At 62.4% G+C, this 17276-nt stretch carries 10 protein-coding genes, 4 tRNA genes, 2 rRNA genes and 1 pseudogene (1 of these 17 only partly in view); all 17 read left to right on the plus strand.

Translation table 11 applies throughout. The features are described from left to right. A 23S ribosomal RNA gene (locus tag C7H73_RS03195) occupies positions 1-1869 on the plus strand; it begins 1011 nt to the left of the window's first position. Between the two features lie 183 nt (positions 1870-2052). Next, a 5S ribosomal RNA gene (rrf, locus tag C7H73_RS03200) occupies positions 2053-2165 on the plus strand. A gap of 93 nt (positions 2166-2258) precedes the next feature. After that, positions 2259-2345 (plus strand): annotated as a pseudogene (locus C7H73_RS15720) (S4 domain-containing protein); the annotation flags it as partial. Between the two features lie 264 nt (positions 2346-2609). After that, positions 2610-2695 (plus strand) — tRNA-Tyr (locus C7H73_RS03210). A 38-nt stretch (positions 2696-2733) separates the two neighbouring features. Continuing rightward, a tRNA-Gly gene (locus tag C7H73_RS03215) sits at positions 2734-2807 on the plus strand. Between the two features lie 44 nt (positions 2808-2851). Next, positions 2852-2926: transfer RNA gene (locus C7H73_RS03220), tRNA-Thr, on the plus strand. A gap of 76 nt (positions 2927-3002) precedes the next feature. Further along, positions 3003-4193, plus strand: coding sequence for an elongation factor Tu (gene tuf, locus C7H73_RS03225; protein WP_106845249.1), 1191 nt, complete (start codon positions 3003-3005; stop codon positions 4191-4193). Between the two features lie 15 nt (positions 4194-4208). Then, a tRNA-Trp gene (locus tag C7H73_RS03230) sits at positions 4209-4284 on the plus strand. Positions 4285-4374: 90 nt separating this feature from the next. Next, on the plus strand, positions 4375-4758 hold the full coding sequence (gene secE / locus C7H73_RS03235) for a preprotein translocase subunit SecE (protein WP_106845337.1): 384 nt from the start codon (positions 4375-4377) through the stop codon (positions 4756-4758). Next, entirely contained in the window at positions 4758-5348 is a 591-nt protein-coding gene (nusG, locus tag C7H73_RS03240; RefSeq protein ID WP_106845338.1) for a transcription termination/antitermination protein NusG, read from the plus strand. The genes secE and nusG overlap by 1 nt, the downstream gene beginning before the upstream one ends. A 127-nt stretch (positions 5349-5475) precedes the next feature. After that, positions 5476-5907 (plus strand): 50S ribosomal protein L11, encoded by a 432-nt coding sequence (gene rplK / locus C7H73_RS03245; protein WP_106845339.1) that lies wholly within the window; start codon positions 5476-5478, stop codon positions 5905-5907. Between the two features lies 1 nt (position 5908). Continuing rightward, positions 5909-6604 carry a 50S ribosomal protein L1 gene (gene rplA, locus C7H73_RS03250; protein WP_106845340.1) on the plus strand — a complete coding sequence of 232 codons (696 nt, stop codon included), beginning with the start codon at positions 5909-5911 and terminating at the stop codon, positions 6602-6604. 238 nt (positions 6605-6842) lie between these two features. Then, positions 6843-7349: a 50S ribosomal protein L10 gene (gene rplJ / locus C7H73_RS03255; protein ID WP_106845341.1), complete on the plus strand. Its 507-nt coding sequence runs from the start codon at positions 6843-6845 to the stop codon at positions 7347-7349. 52 nt (positions 7350-7401) lie between these two features. Then, on the plus strand, positions 7402-7782 hold the full coding sequence (gene rplL, locus C7H73_RS03260) for a 50S ribosomal protein L7/L12 (RefSeq protein WP_106845342.1): 381 nt from the start codon (positions 7402-7404) through the stop codon (positions 7780-7782). Positions 7783-8059: 277 nt separating this feature from the next. Beyond that, a complete protein-coding gene (gene rpoB, locus C7H73_RS03265; protein WP_106845343.1) occupies positions 8060-12184 on the plus strand; it encodes a DNA-directed RNA polymerase subunit beta in 4125 nt (1374 codons plus the stop codon). Between the two features lie 135 nt (positions 12185-12319). Next, positions 12320-16543 carry a DNA-directed RNA polymerase subunit beta' gene (gene rpoC, locus C7H73_RS03270; RefSeq protein ID WP_106845344.1) on the plus strand — a complete coding sequence of 1408 codons (4224 nt, stop codon included), beginning with the start codon at positions 12320-12322 and terminating at the stop codon, positions 16541-16543. Between the two features lie 135 nt (positions 16544-16678). Next, positions 16679-17206 carry a LemA family protein gene (locus C7H73_RS03275; RefSeq protein WP_106845345.1) on the plus strand — a complete coding sequence of 176 codons (528 nt, stop codon included), beginning with the start codon at positions 16679-16681 and terminating at the stop codon, positions 17204-17206. The last annotated feature ends 70 nt before the right edge of the window (positions 17207-17276 follow it).

Consider the following 17276-nt stretch of genomic DNA (forward strand, 5'->3'; position numbering starts at 1 on the left):
AAGTGGGAAACGAAGTGGGAAGGCTAAGACAGTCAGGATGTTGGCTTAGAAGCAGCCATCATTTAAAGAAAGCGTAATAGCTCACTGATCGAGTCGTCCTGCGCGGAAGATGTAACGGGGCTCAAGCCAGTTACCGAAGCTGCGGATGCACAGTTTACTGTGCGTGGTAGGAGAGCGTTGTGTAAGCCTGTGAAGGCAGCTTGTGAAGGCTGCTGGAGGTATCACAAGTGCGAATGCTGACATGAGTAGCGTTAAAGCGGGTGAAAAGCCCGCTCGCCGTAAGCGCAAGGTTTCCTACGCAACGTTCATCGGCGTAGGGTGAGTCGGCCCCTAAGGCGAGGCAGAGATGCGTAGCTGATGGGAAACAGGTCAATATTCCTGTACCGATCAATAGTGCGATGTGGGGACGGAGAAGGTTAGCTCAGCCAACTGTTGGATATGTTGGTTCAAGCCTGTAGTCGTGCCCGGTAGGCAAATCCGCCGGGCTTAGATGAGGGGTGATAACGAGTGTGCTTGCACACGAAGTGAGTAATACCCTGCTTCCAGGAAAAGCCACTAAGCTTCAGCTATTGACGACCGTACCGCAAACCGACACTGGTGCGCGAGATGAGTATTCTAAGGCGCTTGAGAGAACTCAGGAGAAGGAACTCGGCAAATTGATACCGTAACTTCGGGAGAAGGTATGCCGCAAGTAGGTGAACCTGTACAAGGCAAGCCCAAAGCGGTTGCAATAAATCGGTGGCTGCGACTGTTTAATAAAAACACAGCACTCTGCAAACACGAAAGTGGACGTATAGGGTGTGACGCCTGCCCGGTGCTGGAAGATTAAGTGATGGGGTGCAAGCTCTTGATCGAAGTCCCAGTAAACGGCGGCCGTAACTATAACGGTCCTAAGGTAGCGAAATTCCTTGTCGGGTAAGTTCCGACCTGCACGAATGGCGTAACGATGGCCACGCTGTCTCCTCCTGAGACTCAGCGAAGTTGAAATGTTTGTGATGATGCAATCTACCCGCGGAAAGACGGAAAGACCCCATGAACCTTTACTGTAGCTTTGTATTGGACTTTGAACGAATCTGTGTAGGATAGGTGGGAGGCTTTGAAGTGCGGTCGCCAGATCGCATGGAGCCATCCTTGAAATACCACCCTGGTGCGTTTGAGGTTCTAACCCAGGTCCATTATCTGGATCGGGGACAGTGCATGGTAGGCAGTTTGACTGGGGCGGTCTCCTCCCAAAGCGTAACGGAGGAGTTCGAAGGTACGCTAGTTACGGTCGGACATCGTGACGATAGTGCAATGGCATAAGCGTGCTTAACTGCGAGACTGACAAGTCGAGCAGATGCGAAAGCAGGACATAGTGATCCGGTGGTTCTGTATGGAAGGGCCATCGCTCAACGGATAAAAGGTACTCTGGGGATAACAGGCTGATACCGCCCAAGAGTTCATATCGACGGCGGTGTTTGGCACCTCGATGTCGGCTCATCTCATCCTGGGGCTGTAGTCGGTCCCAAGGGTATGGCTGTTCGCCATTTAAAGAGGTACGTGAGCTGGGTTTAAAACGTCGTGAGACAGTTTGGTCCCTATCTTCCGTGGGCGCTGCAGATTTGAGGAAGCCTGCTCCTAGTACGAGAGGACCGGAGTGGACACACCTCTGGTGTATCGGTTGTCACGCCAGTGGCATCGCCGAGTAGCTAAGTGTGGAAGAGATAACCGCTGAAAGCATCTAAGCGGGAAACTCGTTTCAAGATGAGATCTGCCGGGGCCTTGAGCCCCCTGAAGGGTCGTTGTAGACCACGACGTTGATAGGCTGGGTGTGGAAGTGCAGCAATGCATGTAGCTAACCAGTACTAATTGCCCGTGAGGCTTGACCCTATAACTTTGATCGCCCTGTGCGCAACGCACAGCGCAGCATGACGCGCATAAACCCAAGGATCACAACGTTATCCATGCCGGCGCAATCAAACTAGCCCCCCAACGCTGAACCGCCTTCGACTCTATGAATCACCAGGGCGCAGCTTCCACCTGCCCAAGAAGCCGCCCCCTGACCCGTTAAAGCCTGACGACCATAGCAAGTCGGTACCACCCCTTCCCATCCCGAACAGGACCGTGAAACGACTTCGCGCCAATGATAGTGCGGATTCCCGTGTGAAAGTAGGTCATCGTCAGGCTACTCATCAAGCCTCTCCCCCCTTCGCTTAAATAGCGCAAGGGGGGTTTTGGCTTTGGGGACAAGGAAAACAAGAAAGCAAAGGATCCCAGCCATGCTGCTGCAAGATATTCTGTATTCCCAAGGGTTCGGCACGCGACGCATCTGCGCCGGGCTGGTGCAGCAGGGGAGGGTGAGGGTGCGGGGGGGCGACGCGGAGGACGAGAGCTTTTCCGCTATGACGCTCACGGGCTTGATAGGTTGTAGGCAGTAGAGGTCATAAGGACGCACAGACCTCAGGAGCGGCTTGCCGACTCTTGTGTAAGGAGCGCCCAGGGATGGCAAGACTCAGGCCCTCGGCTGAGAGGCAGTCATATCGGGGCAAGCTGCCTCGTAGCGATAATTCTTGACCAACTTCTCGTTTGAGCGCGAACGGCAAAAAACCTGTTATACTCTTGAATTCTTCGGAGGGGTGCCCGAGTGGCTAAAGGGGGCAGACTGTAAATCTGTTGGCTTACGCCTACACTGGTTCGAATCCAGTCCCCTCCACCAGAATTGTGAGTCTTGGCCATTGAAAGATGGCGGGCCTTGCGGGAGTAGTTCAATGGTAGAACCCCAGCCTTCCAAGCTGATGACGCGGGTTCGATTCCCGTCTCCCGCTCCACGATTTTGTTGTTGATTGCTCGCAGGGGTTTGTGCCTTTGCGTTGCCCATGTGGCTCAGTGGTAGAGCACTCCCTTGGTAAGGGAGAGGTCGCGGGTCCGATTCCCGCCATGGGCACCAGAATTCACGGCGCGCTCCAGTGTTGGAGCGCGCCAATGTTTGTGGTCTTGGTGTAGATTTTTTCGGAGTCGAAAAGATGGCAAAAGGTAAGTTCGAACGTACCAAGCCCCACGTGAACGTGGGCACGATCGGTCACGTGGACCATGGCAAGACGACGCTGACGGCGGCGATCGCCACGGTGCTGTCCAAGAAGTTTGGCGGCGAAGCCAAGGACTACTCGCAGATCGACAACGCGCCTGAAGAAAAGGCCCGCGGCATCACCATCAACACCTCGCACGTCGAGTACGAGACGGCTGCGCGCCACTACGCCCACGTGGACTGTCCCGGCCACGCCGACTATGTGAAGAACATGATCACCGGCGCCGCCCAGATGGACGGTGCCATCTTGGTGTGCTCGGCCGCTGACGGCCCGATGCCCCAGACGCGCGAGCACATCCTGCTGGCCCGCCAGGTGGGCGTGCCCTACATCATCGTGTTCCTGAACAAGTGCGACATGGTGGACGACGAAGAACTCCTGGAGCTCGTCGAGATGGAAGTGCGCGAACTGCTGGACAAGTACGACTTCCCCGGCGACGACACCCCCATCATCCGCGGCTCGGCCAAGCTGGCCCTGGAGGGCGACCAGTCCGACAAGGGCGAGCCCGCCATCTTGAAGCTCGCTGAAGCCCTGGACAGCTACATCCCCACGCCCGAGCGTGCTGTGGACGGCGCCTTCCTGATGCCCGTGGAAGACGTGTTCTCGATCTCCGGGCGCGGCACCGTGGTCACGGGCCGTGTCGAGCGCGGCATCGTCAAGGTCGGCGAAGAAATCGAGATCGTCGGCATCAAGGACACCGTCAAGACCACCGTCACGGGCGTCGAGATGTTCCGCAAGCTCCTGGACCAGGGCCAGGCCGGCGACAACGTGGGCCTGCTGCTTCGCGGCACCAAGCGCGAAGACGTCGAGCGCGGCCAGGTGCTGTGCAAGCCCGGCTCCATCAAGCCGCACACGCACTTCACCGCCGAGGTGTACGTGCTGAGCAAGGACGAGGGCGGCCGTCACACGCCGTTCTTCAACAACTACCGTCCCCAGTTCTACTTCCGCACGACCGACGTCACGGGCTCCATCGAGCTGCCCGAGGACAAGGAAATGGTCATGCCCGGCGACAACGTGTCGATCACCGTCAAGCTGATCGCCCCCATCGCCATGGAAGAAGGCCTGCGCTTTGCCATCCGCGAGGGCGGCCGCACCGTCGGCGCCGGCGTCGTGGCCAAGATCATCGCGTAATCGAAAAGTTTCCAAAGGGGTATAGCTCAATTGGCAGAGCGTCGGTCTCCAAAACCGAAGGTTGTAGGTTCGATTCCTACTGCCCCTGCCACGGAATGACGTGGTAACCCTCAAGCCCGCCACCTTCTGGCGGGCTTCGGCGTCTTGTGTGGCGCCAGGCGAATAAGGCAAAAAACTCGTTATGGCCACTTCCCCGGTTGAAACGGTCACCACTGGCGCAGACAAGGCAAAGCTGGTTGCCTCTGTGGCACTTGTGGTGGCCTCCATTGCTGGCTTCTATCTTCTGGCAAAGCAAGGCCCGCTGGCGCAGTGGGGGGTATTGCTGCTGGGGTTGATCTTTGCGGTGGCTGTGTTCCTGGTGTCCGAGCATGGGCGTCAGCTTGTTGGTTTCAGCCGCGATGCGTGGCGTGAAGTCAAGAAGGTGGTCTGGCCGACACGCAAGGAAACACTGCAGATGACCGGCTATGTGTTCGGTTTTGTGGTGCTGATGGCGCTGTTTCTCTGGTTCACCGACAAGACCCTGGAATGGGTTCTGTACGACTTGGTCTTGGGTTGGAGGAAGTGATGACGGATGCACTGGATTCGAACGACATGCAGGCGGCAGCACAGGCTGCGCCGGCATCCGACATGCGCTGGTACATCGTTCACGCCTATTCGGGCATGGAAAAGGCGGTTGAGCGCAACATTCTCGAACGCATCGCTCGAGCCGGCATGCAGGATAAGTTTGGCCGCATTCTGGTGCCGACCGAAGAGGTCGTCGAGATGAAGAATGGTCAGCGCAAAACTACGGAAAGACGACTGTTCCCGGGTTACGTGTTTGTCGAGATGGCAATGGACGACGATACCTGGCATCTGGTCAAGCACACTAGCAAAGTGACGGGTTTTGTTGGCGGAGCCAAGAACCGGCCGGCGCCGATCTCGGAAGAGGAAGTTCAGAAGATCGTCAGCCAGATGGAAGAGGGCACGGAGAAGCCTCGCCACAAGGTGGAATTCATGGTTGGCGAGCTGGTGCGGGTCAAGGAAGGCCCCTTCACAGACTTCAACGGCTCGGTGGAAGAAGTCAACTACGAAAAGAGCCGCCTGCGCGTTTCCGTGATGATCTTCGGTCGGTCCACTCCCGTCGAACTGGAATTCAGCCAAGTCGAGAAGACTTGACGAACGCCGCGCTCGCGGCTTCCCATTCAAGCGCTTTCCCCGACTCGGCGCTTTTTACAAAACGAGTCGACAACCCCGGGGAGCCTGTCTGCATTCAGGTAGGCGTTAATACCCGCAAGGAGCAACCATGGCGAAGAAAATCGTCGGCTTCATCAAGCTGCAAGTGCCAGCTGGTAAGGCCAATCCCTCTCCTCCGATCGGTCCCGCGCTGGGTCAGCGCGGCCTGAACATCATGGAGTTCTGCAAGGCTTTCAATGCTCAGACGCAAGGCGTCGAGCCGGGCCTGCCGCTGCCCGTGGTGATTACGGCGTTCGCAGACAAGAGCTTCACCTTCATCATCAAGACGCCACCGGCGACTGTGCTGATCAAGAAGGCCATCAAGCTGGACAAGGGCTCCTCGAGTGCCCTGTCCACCAAGGTCGGCAAGATTACACGCGAGCAGCTGGAAGAAATCGCCAAGACCAAGCTCAAGGACATGAACGCTGCCAGCGTGGACGCCGCCGTGCGTACGCTGGCCGGCTCCGCCCGTTCCATGGGCGTGACGGTGGAGGGCCTCTGACATGGCGAAGCTGACCAAGAAGCAAAAGGCCCTGCAGGGCAAGGTGGACTCCACCAAGCTGTACCCCTTCGCCGAAGCCATGGCTCTGGTGAAGGAGGCTGCCACCGCCAAGTTCGATGAGTCCATCGATGTGGCCGTGCAGCTGGGCGTGGATGCCAAGAAGTCCGATCAGGTGGTGCGCGGCGCCGTGGTGTTGCCCAATGGCACCGGCAAGACGACCCGCGTGGCCGTGTTTGCACAGGGTGCCAAGGCGGAAGAAGCCAAGGCTGCCGGTGCCGACATCGTCGGTATGGACGACTTGGCCGCTCAGGTCAAGGCCGGCGACATGCCGTTTGACATCGTCATCGCCGCGCCTGACGCTATGCGCGTCGTGGGTACGCTGGGCCAGATCCTGGGCCCGCGTGGCCTGATGCCCAACCCCAAGGTGGGCACCGTGACTCCCGACGTCGCCACGGCCGTGAAAAACGCCAAGGCAGGCCAGGTGCAATTCCGTGTCGACAAGGCCGGCATCATCCATACGACCATCGGCCGCCGCTCGTTTGGCGACGACAAGCTGCAGGGCAACCTGGTGGCTCTGATCGACGCGCTGAACAAGTCCAAGCCTGCCACGAGCAAGGGCGTGTACCTGCGCAAGGTCGCCGTTTCCTCGACCATGGGCGTGGGCGTGCGCGTGGACACGCAAACCATCTCGGCGTAATTGCGAGATCTTGGGAGGCCCCGCAAGGGCGTCCCGGTGGTGGGCTGGAGCGGGCGTGTCCCGTGCCAGGCCATCCAAGACCGTTGGCGTGCGCCATGGGCCGCACTTAAATCCCCCTGGGCCAACGCAGATGGCGATCCCGCTGAAGATGGAAAGAATTTTCCGAAACAGTTGGTCGCTGCAAACCAAGAGCGCGTACGGCGGGCCTGCCCAAAGTGCGCAAACGAAGGAGTAGACCTTGAGTCTGAATCGCAGTGAGAAAGAAGCGGTCATCAATGAAGTGACCAGCCTCGCCGCTAAAGCTCAAACGCTCGTGATCGCGGAATACCGTGGCATTACGGTGGCCGACCTGACCAAACTGCGTGTCGATGCCCGCAGCAAGGGTGTGTCCCTGAGTGTTCTGAAGAACACCCTGGCACGCCGTGCTGTGGCTGGCAGCCAGTTTGAGGTGGCCGCCGAGCAGATGACCGGCCCGTTGATCTATGGCTTCTCCGAAGACGCTGTGGCCGCCGCCAAGGTGGTGGCCGATTTCGCGAAGACCAACGACAAGCTGGTCATTCGCGGTGGCGCCTTCGCAGGCAAAGCCCTGGACGTGAACGACGTGAAGCAACTGGCCAACATCCCTTCCAAGGAAGTGCTGCTGGCCCAGCTGTGTGGCTTGCTGATGTCGCCGATCTCCCGCACCGCCGTGGTGCTGGGTGCCCTGGCGGCCAAGAAGGGCGAGGGCGAACCTGTGGCCGCCTGATCAGGCGTACGCATTCGCAATCCCAAAACCAACCAATTGTTAGGAAATCAAAATGGCATTCGACAAAGACGCATTCTTGACCGCCCTGGACGGCATGACCGTGCTGGAACTCAATGACCTGGTCAAGGCCATCGAAGAGAAGTTCGGCGTGAGCGCTGCCGCCATGGCAGCCCCTGCTGCAGGTGGCGCAGCTGCCGGCGGCGCTGCTGCCGCTGAAGAGAAGACCGAGTTCAACGTCGTGTTGAACGAAGCTGGCGCCAACAAGGTTTCCGTGATCAAGGCCGTGCGTGAAATCACCGGTCTGGGTCTGAAGGAAGCCAAGGACCTGGTGGACGGCGCTCCCAAGAACGTCAAGGAAGCCCTGCCCAAGGCTGACGCAGAAGCTGCTGTCAAGAAGCTGACCGACGCTGGCGCCAAGGCCGAGCTGAAGTAATCTGACCGCGTTCCGGGGCTGGAGGTCTTCGCAAAAGGCCTCCAGCCTTTGGTGCTTATGGGCCCGCCCCATCAGAGCGCACCAGAAAGCGGTTTCCCCGAAACTGCTTTCTAGTGTCTTCTGACCTGCCGACAGCAGAAGACGCCTTGGTTCGGGCGATGTGCAACGCATCGCCGTCCGCCATGGTTGGTAGTGGCCAACCCGCCAAGCCTGCAAGGTGGCCGCCTTGCGGGGCAGTCGTCGAAGACCCCATCCAATGTCTTTGCCCGGAGATCTCATGGCCTCAACATCCACGTACAGCTTCACCGAACGCAAGCGCATCCGCAAGAGCTTCGGCCGCCGCGACAGCGTGCTCAAGGTGCCCTATCTGCTGCAAATGCAGCGCGATGCCTACACCGCCTTCCTGCAGGCCAATGCGCCCGCCCAAAAGCGGGCCAATGAAGGGCTGCAGGCAGCCTTCAACTCGGCTTTTCCCATCGTCTCGCACAACGGCTTCGTGGAAATGAAGTTCGTCGAGTACAACCTGGCCCGCCCGGCGTTCGACGTGCGCGAGTGCCAGACGCGCGGCCTGACGTTCTCGTCGGCCGTGCGCGCGCGCGTGCAGTTGATCATCTACGACCGCGAGTCCTCGACGTCGCAGTCCAAGGTGGTCAAGGAGGTGAAGGAGCAGGAGGTTTACATGGGCGAAGTGCCTCTGATGACCGACAAGGGCTCATTCATCATCAACGGCACCGAGCGCGTGATCGTCAGCCAGCTGCACCGCTCGCCCGGCGTGTTCTTCGAGCACGACAAGGGCAAGACGCACAGTTCGGGCAAGCTGCTGTTTTCCGCACGCATCATTCCCTACCGTGGCTCCTGGCTGGACTTCGAATTCGACCCGAAGGACATCCTGTACTTCCGCGTGGACCGTCGGCGCAAGATGCCGGTGACCATCCTGCTGAAGGCCATCGGCCTGACGCCCGAATCCATCCTGGCGAACTTCTTCATCAACGACAACATGCGTCTGATGGACAGCGGTGCGCAGATGGAGTTCGTCGCCGATCGCCTCAAGGGCGAGGTGGCGCGCTTTGACATCACCGACAAGTCGGGCAAGGTCATCGTCGCTAAGGACAAGCGCATCACTGCCCGCCACACGCGCGAGCTGGAGCAGTCGGGTACCACGCACGTGAGCGTGCCCGAGGACTTCCTGATCGGCCGCGTGGTCTCGCGCAACATCGTGGACTCCGACACCGGCGAGATCTTGGCCAAGGCCAACGAGGAGCTGACCGAAGCCCTGCTCAAGAAACTGCGCACGGCCGGCGTGCAGGACCTGCAGGTCATCTATACCAACGAACTCGACCAGGGCGCCTACATCTCGCAGACGCTGCGCATCGACGAGACGGTGGACGAATTTGCCGCCCGCGTGGCCATCTACCGCATGATGCGCCCCGGCGAGCCGCCGACGGAAGACGCCGTGCAAGCCCTGTTCCAGCGGCTGTTCTACAACCCGGACACGTACGACCTGTCGCGCGTGGGCCGCATGAAGTTCAACGCCAAGGTCGGCCGCGACGAATCCACCGGCCCCATGGTGCTGTCCAACGAAGACATCCTGGCCGTGGTCAAGATTCTGGTGGACCTGCGCAATGGCAAGGGCGAAGTCGACGACATCGACCACCTGGGCAACCGCCGCGTGCGCTGCGTGGGCGAGCTGGCCGAGAACCAGTACCGCACGGGCCTGGCACGTATCGAAAAGGCCGTGAAGGAACGCCTCGGCCAGGCCGAGAACGACCCGCTCATGCCGCACGACCTGATCAACTCCAAGCCGATTTCCGCGGCCCTCAAGGAGTTCTTCGGTGCCTCGCAGCTGTCGCAGTTCATGGACCAGACCAATCCGCTGGCCGAGATCACGCACAAGCGCCGCGTCTCGGCCCTCGGCCCGGGCGGCCTGACGCGCGAACGCGCCGGCTTCGAGGTGCGCGACGTGCACGTCACGCACTACGGCCGTGTGTGCCCGATCGAAACGCCGGAAGGCCCGAACATCGGCCTGATCAACTCGCTGGCCCTGTACGCCCAGCTCAACGAATACGGCTTCATCGAGACGCCCTACCGCCGCGTGGTGGACGGCAAGGTGACCGACCAGATCGACTACCTGTCGGCCATCGAAGAGGGCAAGTACATCATCGCCCAGGCCAATGCCACGCTGGATGACTCCGGCCGCCTGACCGGCGACCTGGTCTCGGCGCGCGAGCAGGGCGAGTCGACCCTGGTGTCGGCCGACCGTGTGCAGTACATGGACGTGTCGCCCGCACAGATCGTCTCGGTGGCGGCTTCGCTCGTGCCCTTCCTGGAGCATGACGACGCCAACCGCGCGCTGATGGGTGCCAACATGTCGCGCCAGGCCGTGCCCGTGCTGCGTCCGGAAAAGCCCATGGTGGGCACCGGCATCGAGCGCGTGGCAGCGGTGGACTCCGGCACCGTGGTCACGGCCACCCGTGGCGGTGTGGTGGACCACGTGGACGCGACCCGCATCGTGATCCGCGTGAACGACACCGAGGCAGTGGCCGGCGAAGTGGGCGTGGACATCTACAACCTGATCAAGTACCAGCGCTCCAACCAGAACACCAACATCCACCAGCGCCCCATCGTGCAGCGCGGTGACGTGCTGGCCAAGGGCGACGTGATCGCCGACGGTGCCTCGACCGACCTGGGCGAGATCGCCATCGGGCAGAACATGCTGATCGCGTTCATGCCCTGGAACGGCTACAACTTCGAGGATTCGATCCTGATCAGCGAGCGCGTAGTGGCCGAGGACCGCTACACCAGCATCCACATCGAGGAGCTGGTGGTGATGGCGCGCGACACCAAGCTGGGCGCCGAGGAAATCACCCGCGACATTCCCAACCTGTCCGAGCAGCAGCTGGGCCGGTTGGACGAGTCCGGCATCATCTACGTGGGCGCCGAGGTGCAGCCCGGCGACGTGCTGGTGGGCAAGGTCACGCCCAAGGGCGAGACCACGCTGACGCCTGAGGAGAAGCTGCTGCGCGCCATCTTCGGCGAGAAGGCCTCCGACGTGAAGGACACCTCGCTGCGCGTGGACCAGGGCAGCCAGGGCACCGTGATCGACGTGCAGGTCTTCACTCGCGAGGGCATCCAGCGCGACAAGCGCGCCCAGCAGATCATCGACGACGAGCTCAAGCGCTTCCGCCTGGACCTGAACGACCAGCTGCGCATCGTCGAGGCCGACGCCTATGACCGTATCGAGAAGCTGCTGGCGGGCAAGAAGGCCAATGGCGGCCCGCAAAAGCTGCCCAAGGGCGCAACCATCGACAAGGACTACCTCGGCAGCGTGGAGAAGTTCCACTGGTTCGACATCCGCCCGGCCGACGAGGCCGTGGCGGCGCAGCTCGAGTCCATGAAGAACGCCATGGAGCAGACGCGCCACAGCTTCGACCTGGCGTTTGAAGAAAAGCGCAAGAAGCTCACGCAGGGCGACGAGCTGCCGGCGGGCGTGCTGAAGATGGTCAAGGTGTACCTGGCCGTCAAGCGCCGCCTGCAGCCCGGCGACAAGATGGCCGGCCGCCACGGCAACAAGGGCGTGGTCTCCAAGATCGTGCCTGTCGAGGACATGCCCTACATGGCCGACGGCACGCCGGTGGACATCGTGCTGAACCCGCTGGGCGTGCCGTCGCGCATGAACATCGGGCAGGTGCTGGAGGTCCACCTGGGCTGGGCCGGCAAGGGCCTGGGCCAGCGCATCGGCGACATGCTGCAGCGCCAGGCCAAGGTGGCCGAGCTGCGCAAGTTCCTGGAGCAGGTCTATAACACCCGCGGCCACAAGGAGGACTTCTCGCTGCTGTCCGACGACGAAGTGCTGTCCATGGCGCGCGAGCTGACCACGGGCGTGCCGTTCGCGTCGCCGGTGTTCGACGGCGCCTCGGAAGCGGAGATCAAGGAAATGCTCCAGCTGGCCTACCCCGAAGAGGTGGCCAGCGCCAAGGGCCTGACCGATCCGCGCACCCAGGCCTTCCTGAACGACGGGCGCACCGGCGAACGCTTCGAGCGCCCGACGACCATCGGCTACATGCACTACCTGAAGCTGCACCACTTGGTGGACGACAAGATGCATGCGCGCTCCACCGGCCCGTACTCGCTGGTCACGCAGCAGCCGCTGGGCGGCAAGGCGCAGTTCGGCGGCCAGCGTTTCGGCGAGATGGAAGTGTGGGCGCTGGAAGCCTACGGCGCCGCGTACGTGCTGCAGGAGATGCTGACGGTGAAGTCCGACGACGTGCAGGGCCGTACCAAGGTGTACGAGAGCATCGTCAAGGGCGAACACGCGATCGAGGCAGGCATGCCCGAGTCGTTCAACGTGCTGGTCAAGGAAATCCGTTCGCTGGGCCTGGACATGGAGCTGGAGCGTTCCTGAGAAGGCGCGCACCGCACTACTGAAAAGTGAGCTGGCGCCGCATGTTTGGCGCGGCTTTGCAGATGTTTTCTATTGCAAAGCCGCGCCGATCAAGCGCCAGCAGCTATGATTTTTGATGAAAAGGGAAAGAGTCACATGAAATCGCTACTCGACCTGTTCAAGCAATTCACGCCGGACGAGCACTTCGACGCCATCAAGATCGGCCTGGCGTCGCCCGAGAAGATCCGCTCCTGGTCCTTCGGCGAGGTGAAGAAGCCGGAGACGATCAACTACCGCACCTTCAAGCCCGAGCGCGACGGCCTGTTCTGCGCCAAGATCTTCGGCCCGATCAAGGACTACGAGTGCCTGTGCGGCAAGTACAAGCGCCTGAAGCACCGCGGCGTGATCTGCGAAAAATGCGGCGTTGAAGTCACGCAGACCAAGGTGCGCCGCGAGCGCATGGGCCACATCGACCTGGCCGCGCCCTGCGCGCACATCTGGTTCTTGAAGAGCCTGCCCTCGCGCCTGGGCCTGGTGCTGGACATGACGCTGCGCGACATCGAGCGCGTGCTGTACTTCGAGGCCTACGTGGTCACCGACCCGGGCATGACGCCGCTCAAGAAGTTCTCGATCATGAGCGAGGACGACTACGACGCCAAGCGCAAGGAGTACGGCGACGAGTTCGTCGCGCACATGGGCGCCGAGGGCATCAAGGAGCTGCTGGAAGGCATCGACCTGGAGATCGAGATCGAGCGCCTGCGCGGCGACCTGACGGGCTCGGAAGTCAAGGTCAAGAAGAACGCCAAGCGCCTGAAGGTGCTCGAAGCGTTCAAGAAGTCGGGCATCAAGCCCGAGTGGATGATCATGGAAGTGCTGCCCGTGCTGCCCCCGGACCTGCGTCCGCTGGTGCCGCTCGATGGCGGTCGCTTCGCCACGTCCGACCTGAACGACCTGTACCGCCGCGTCATCAACCGCAACTCGCGCCTGCGCCGCCTGCTGGAGCTGAAGGCTCCGGAGATCATCGCGCGCAACGAAAAGCGCATGCTGCAGGAAGCCGTGGACAGCCTGCTGGACAACGGCCGCCGCGGCAAGGCCATGACGGGCGCCAACAAGCGCGCCCTGAAGTCGCTGGCCGACATGATCAAGGGCAAGGGCGGGCGCTTCCGCCAGAACCTCTTGGGCAAGCGCGTGGACTACTCGGGCCGCTCGGTCATCACCGTGGGCCCGACGCTCAAGCTGCACCAGTGCGGCCTGCCCAAGCTGATGGCGCTTGAATTGTTCAAGCCCTTCATCTTCTCGCGCCTGGAGGCGATGGGCATCGCCACGACCATCAAGGCCGCCAAGAAGGAAGTCGAAGCCGGCACGCCGGTGGTGTGGGACATCCTGGAAGAGGTGATCCGCGAGCATCCGGTGATGCTCAACCGCGCGCCCACGCTGCACCGCCTAGGGATCCAGGCGTTCGAGCCCATCCTGATCGAAGGCAAGGCCATCCAGCTGCACCCGCTGGTCTGCGCCGCCTTCAACGCCGACTTCGACGGCGACCAGATGGCCGTGCACGTGCCGCTGTCGGTCGAGGCGCAGCTGGAGGCGCGCACGCTGATGCTGGCCTCCAACAACGTGCTGTTTCCCGCCTCGGGCGAGCCCTCCATCGTGCCCTCGCAGGACGTGGTGCTGGGCCTGTACCACGCCACCCGCGAGAAGATCAACGGCAAGGGCGAAGGCATGGTCTTCACCGACATCCTTGAAGTCCAGCGCGCGCTGGACGCGGGCGAGGTCGAGCTGGCCACCAAGATCAGCGTGCGCCTGCCCGACTGGAGCCGGGACAAGGACAGCGGCGAGTGGCAATCCACCATCGGCCTGGTGCAGACCACCGTGGGCCGCGCCCTGCTGTCGGAGATCCTGCCCAAGGGCCTGGCGTTTTCCAACCTGAACAAGGCGCTCAAGAAGAAGGAAATCTCGCGCCTGATCAACGCCTCCTTCCGCCAATGCGGCCTGAAGGAGACGGTGGTGTTCGCCGACAAGCTGCTGCAAAACGGCTTTCGCCTGGCCACGCACGCCGGCATCTCCATCTCGGTGGATGACATGCTGGTGCCGCCGCAAAAGGCCGACATCCTGGCCCGCGCCGAAAAGGAAGTGAAGGAGATCGAGCAGCAGTACGTCTCGGGCCTGGTCACGGCCGGCGAGCGCTACAACAAGGTGGTGGACATCTGGGGCAAGGCCGGCGACGAAGTCTCCAAGGTCATGATGGCCCAGCTGGCCAAGGAAAAGACCATCGACCGCCACGGCAAGGAAGTGGAGCAGGAGTCGTTCAACTCCATCTACATGATGGCCGACTCGGGCGCGCGGGGTTCCGCCGCCCAGATCCGCCAGCTGGCCGGCATGCGCGGCCTGATGGCCAAGCCCGACGGCTCCATCATCGAGACGCCCATCACGGCCAACTTCCGTGAAGGCCTGAACGTGCTGCAGTACTTCATCTCCACGCACGGGGCCCGCAAGGGCCTGGCCGACACGGCGCTGAAGACGGCCAACTCCGGCTACCTGACGCGCCGCCTGGTGGACGTGACGCAGGACCTGGTGGTGACCGAGAACGACTGCGGCACCAGCAATGGCTCGCTGATGCGCGCCATCGTCGAAGGCGGCGAAGTGGTGGAATCGCTGCGCGACCGCGTGCTGGGCCGCGTGACGGCCGAGGAAGTGCTGCACCCCGAAACGCGCGAGGTGGTGACCACGGCCGGCACGCTGCTGGACGAAAGCACCCTGGACGGCATGGAAGCCGCCGGCGTGGACGAAGTGAAGGTGCGCACTGCCCTGACGTGCGAGACACGCTACGGCCTGTGCGCCCATTGCTATGGCCGCGACCTGGGCCGCGGCGGCATGATCAACCTCGGCGAGGCCGTGGGCGTGATCGCCGCCCAGTCCATCGGCGAGCCCGGCACGCAGCTGACCATGCGTACCTTCCACATCGGTGGTGCGGCGTCGCGTGCGGCGGTGGCCTCCAGCGTGGAAGCCAAGTCCAACGGCATCATCGGCTTCAACGCCACGATGCGCTACGTGAGCAACACCCGCGGCGAGCTGGTGGTGATCGCCCGCTCCGGCGAGATCATCATCCAGGACGAGCACGGCCGCGAGCGCGAGCGCCACAAGGTGCCCTACGGCGCCACGCTGACGGTGAAGGCCGACCAGCAGATCAAGGCCGGCACCATCTTAGCCAACTGGGATCCGCTGACCCGCCCGATCATCACGGAGTTCGCCGGCCAGGTGAGGTTCGAGAACGTCGAGGAAGGCCTGACGGTGGCCAAGCAGGTGGACGAGGTCACGGGCCTGTCCACGCTGGTGGTGATCGACCCCAAGCGCCGCGGCGCCACCAAGGTGGTGCGCCCGCAGGTCAAGCTGATCGACGCCGGCGGCCAGGAGGTGAAGATTCCTGGCACCGACCACTCGGTGACCATCGGCTTCCCCGTGGGTTCGCTGATCCAGGTGCGCGACGGTCAGGACGTGGGCCCCGGCGAGGTGCTGGCCCGCATCCCGGTGGAAGGCCAGAAGACCCGCGACATCACGGGCGGTCTGCCGCGCGTGGCCGAGCTGTTCGAAGCCCGCAGCCCCAAGGACAAGGGCATGCTGGCCGAGATCACCGGCACGGTGTCCTTCGGCAAGGAGACCAAGGGCAAGGTGCGCCTGCAGATCACCGACCCGGATGGCAAGGTCTGGGACGAGCTCGTGCCCAAGGAAAAGAACATGCTGGTCCACGAGGGCCAGGTGGTCAACAAGGGCGAGCTGATCGTGGACGGGCCGGCCGATCCGCAGGACATCCTGCGCCTGCTGGGCATCGAGGAGCTGGCGCGCTACATCGTTGACGAAGTGCAGGACGTCTATCGCCTGCAGGGCGTGAAGATCAACGACAAGCACATCGAGGTGATCGTTCGCCAGATGCTGCGCCGTGTCGTGGTCGAGAACCCGGGCGAGTCCGGCTACATCGCCGGCGAGCAGGTCGAGCGCTCGGAGATCCTCAATACCAACGAAGCGCTGCAGGCTGCGGACAAGATCCCCGCGACCTACTCCAACGTGTTGCTGGGCATCACCAAGGCCTCGCTGTCCACGGACTCCTTCATCTCCGCCGCGTCGTTCCAGGAAACGACCCGCGTGCTCACCGAGGCTGCCATCATGGGCAAGCGCGACGAGCTGCGCGGCCTGAAGGAAAACGTGATCGTCGGCCGCCTCATCCCGGCTGGCACCGGCCTGGCCTACCACCAGGCGCGCAAGGTCAAGGACGCCATGGACGAGGCCGAGCGCCGCGCCATCGCCGACGCCGAAGCCGCCGAGCTGGCCAGTGCCGGTGAAGTGGAAATCGGCGCCGACATGGACGCCAGCGCCGCCGACTGACCCGGCGCCCGCCCGGCCTAAACTCCCGGTCTGCCCTGGTGGCAGGCCGGGTTTTTTTATGCCTGCGCACAGATGCCTGTGCCCCGGCCAGGCATGCGTTGTGCCTCCCGGTTTTTTGGCGACAGAAAGACATTCATGTGGACCACCGCAATCGTTCTGGCCGTGCTCGTGTTCTGGGCCGTGGGTGCCTACAACCGGCTGATTCGCCTGCGCTCGGCAGCCATTCAGGCGTTTGCAGCGCTGGACACGCATCTGCTGCGCGGGCTGGCGCTGCTGCAGGAATACGAGGCAGCAGCGCAAACCGCCGTGGACAGCCATGCCCAGGCCGCCGTGGCCGCTGCCGGCGGGCAGTTTGCCGCGGCGCTGGCGGTGGTGCGTGCCCGGCCGCTGGATGCCGGCGCGGCTGCGGCCCTGGCCGCTGGCGCCCAGGTGCTGGATACGGCATGGCAGTCGCTGGTGCACTGCGCCGCGCTGCAAAGCGAGGGTGTGGCGCCTCCGGCGCTGGCCCCATGGGTGCAGCAGCGCGAGCAGCTGGCGCTGCAAAGCGCGCCTGTGCAGCAGCAGTTCAACGCCGCCGTGGCGCACTACAACGCCGCGGTGGCGCAGTTCCCGGCCAGCCTGCTGGCCTGGCTGTTCGACTTCAAGAAAGCGCAGACGTTGTAAGTGCGCCCACGGCGCAGCCTGCGGCGCCCTGTTTTGTCCGCCGGGCCGGACAAGCGCTGCCCGCTCCCGG

The organism is Pulveribacter suum (assembly GCF_003013695.1).
In the GTDB taxonomy this organism is placed as follows: domain Bacteria; phylum Pseudomonadota; class Gammaproteobacteria; order Burkholderiales; family Burkholderiaceae_C; genus Melaminivora; species Melaminivora suum.

Excerpts from the sequence above, each read along its gene's own strand:
- rpoC (WP_106845344.1), top strand. The coding sequence starts at position 12,320 with ATGAAATCGCTACTCGACCTGTTCAAGCAATTCACGCCGGACGAGCAC.
- rplK (WP_106845339.1), top strand. The coding sequence starts at position 5,476 with ATGGCGAAGAAAATCGTCGGCTTCATCAAGCTGCAAGTGCCAGCTGGT.
- tuf (WP_106845249.1), top strand. The coding sequence starts at position 3,003 with ATGGCAAAAGGTAAGTTCGAACGTACCAAGCCCCACGTGAACGTGGGC.
- rplL (WP_106845342.1), top strand. The coding sequence starts at position 7,402 with ATGGCATTCGACAAAGACGCATTCTTGACCGCCCTGGACGGCATGACC.
- rplA (WP_106845340.1), top strand. The coding sequence starts at position 5,909 with ATGGCGAAGCTGACCAAGAAGCAAAAGGCCCTGCAGGGCAAGGTGGAC.
- secE (WP_106845337.1), top strand. The coding sequence starts at position 4,375 with ATGGCCACTTCCCCGGTTGAAACGGTCACCACTGGCGCAGACAAGGCA.
- nusG (WP_106845338.1), top strand. The coding sequence starts at position 4,758 with ATGACGGATGCACTGGATTCGAACGACATGCAGGCGGCAGCACAGGCT.
- C7H73_RS03275 (WP_106845345.1), top strand. The coding sequence starts at position 16,679 with ATGTGGACCACCGCAATCGTTCTGGCCGTGCTCGTGTTCTGGGCCGTG.
- rpoB (WP_106845343.1), top strand. The coding sequence starts at position 8,060 with ATGGCCTCAACATCCACGTACAGCTTCACCGAACGCAAGCGCATCCGC.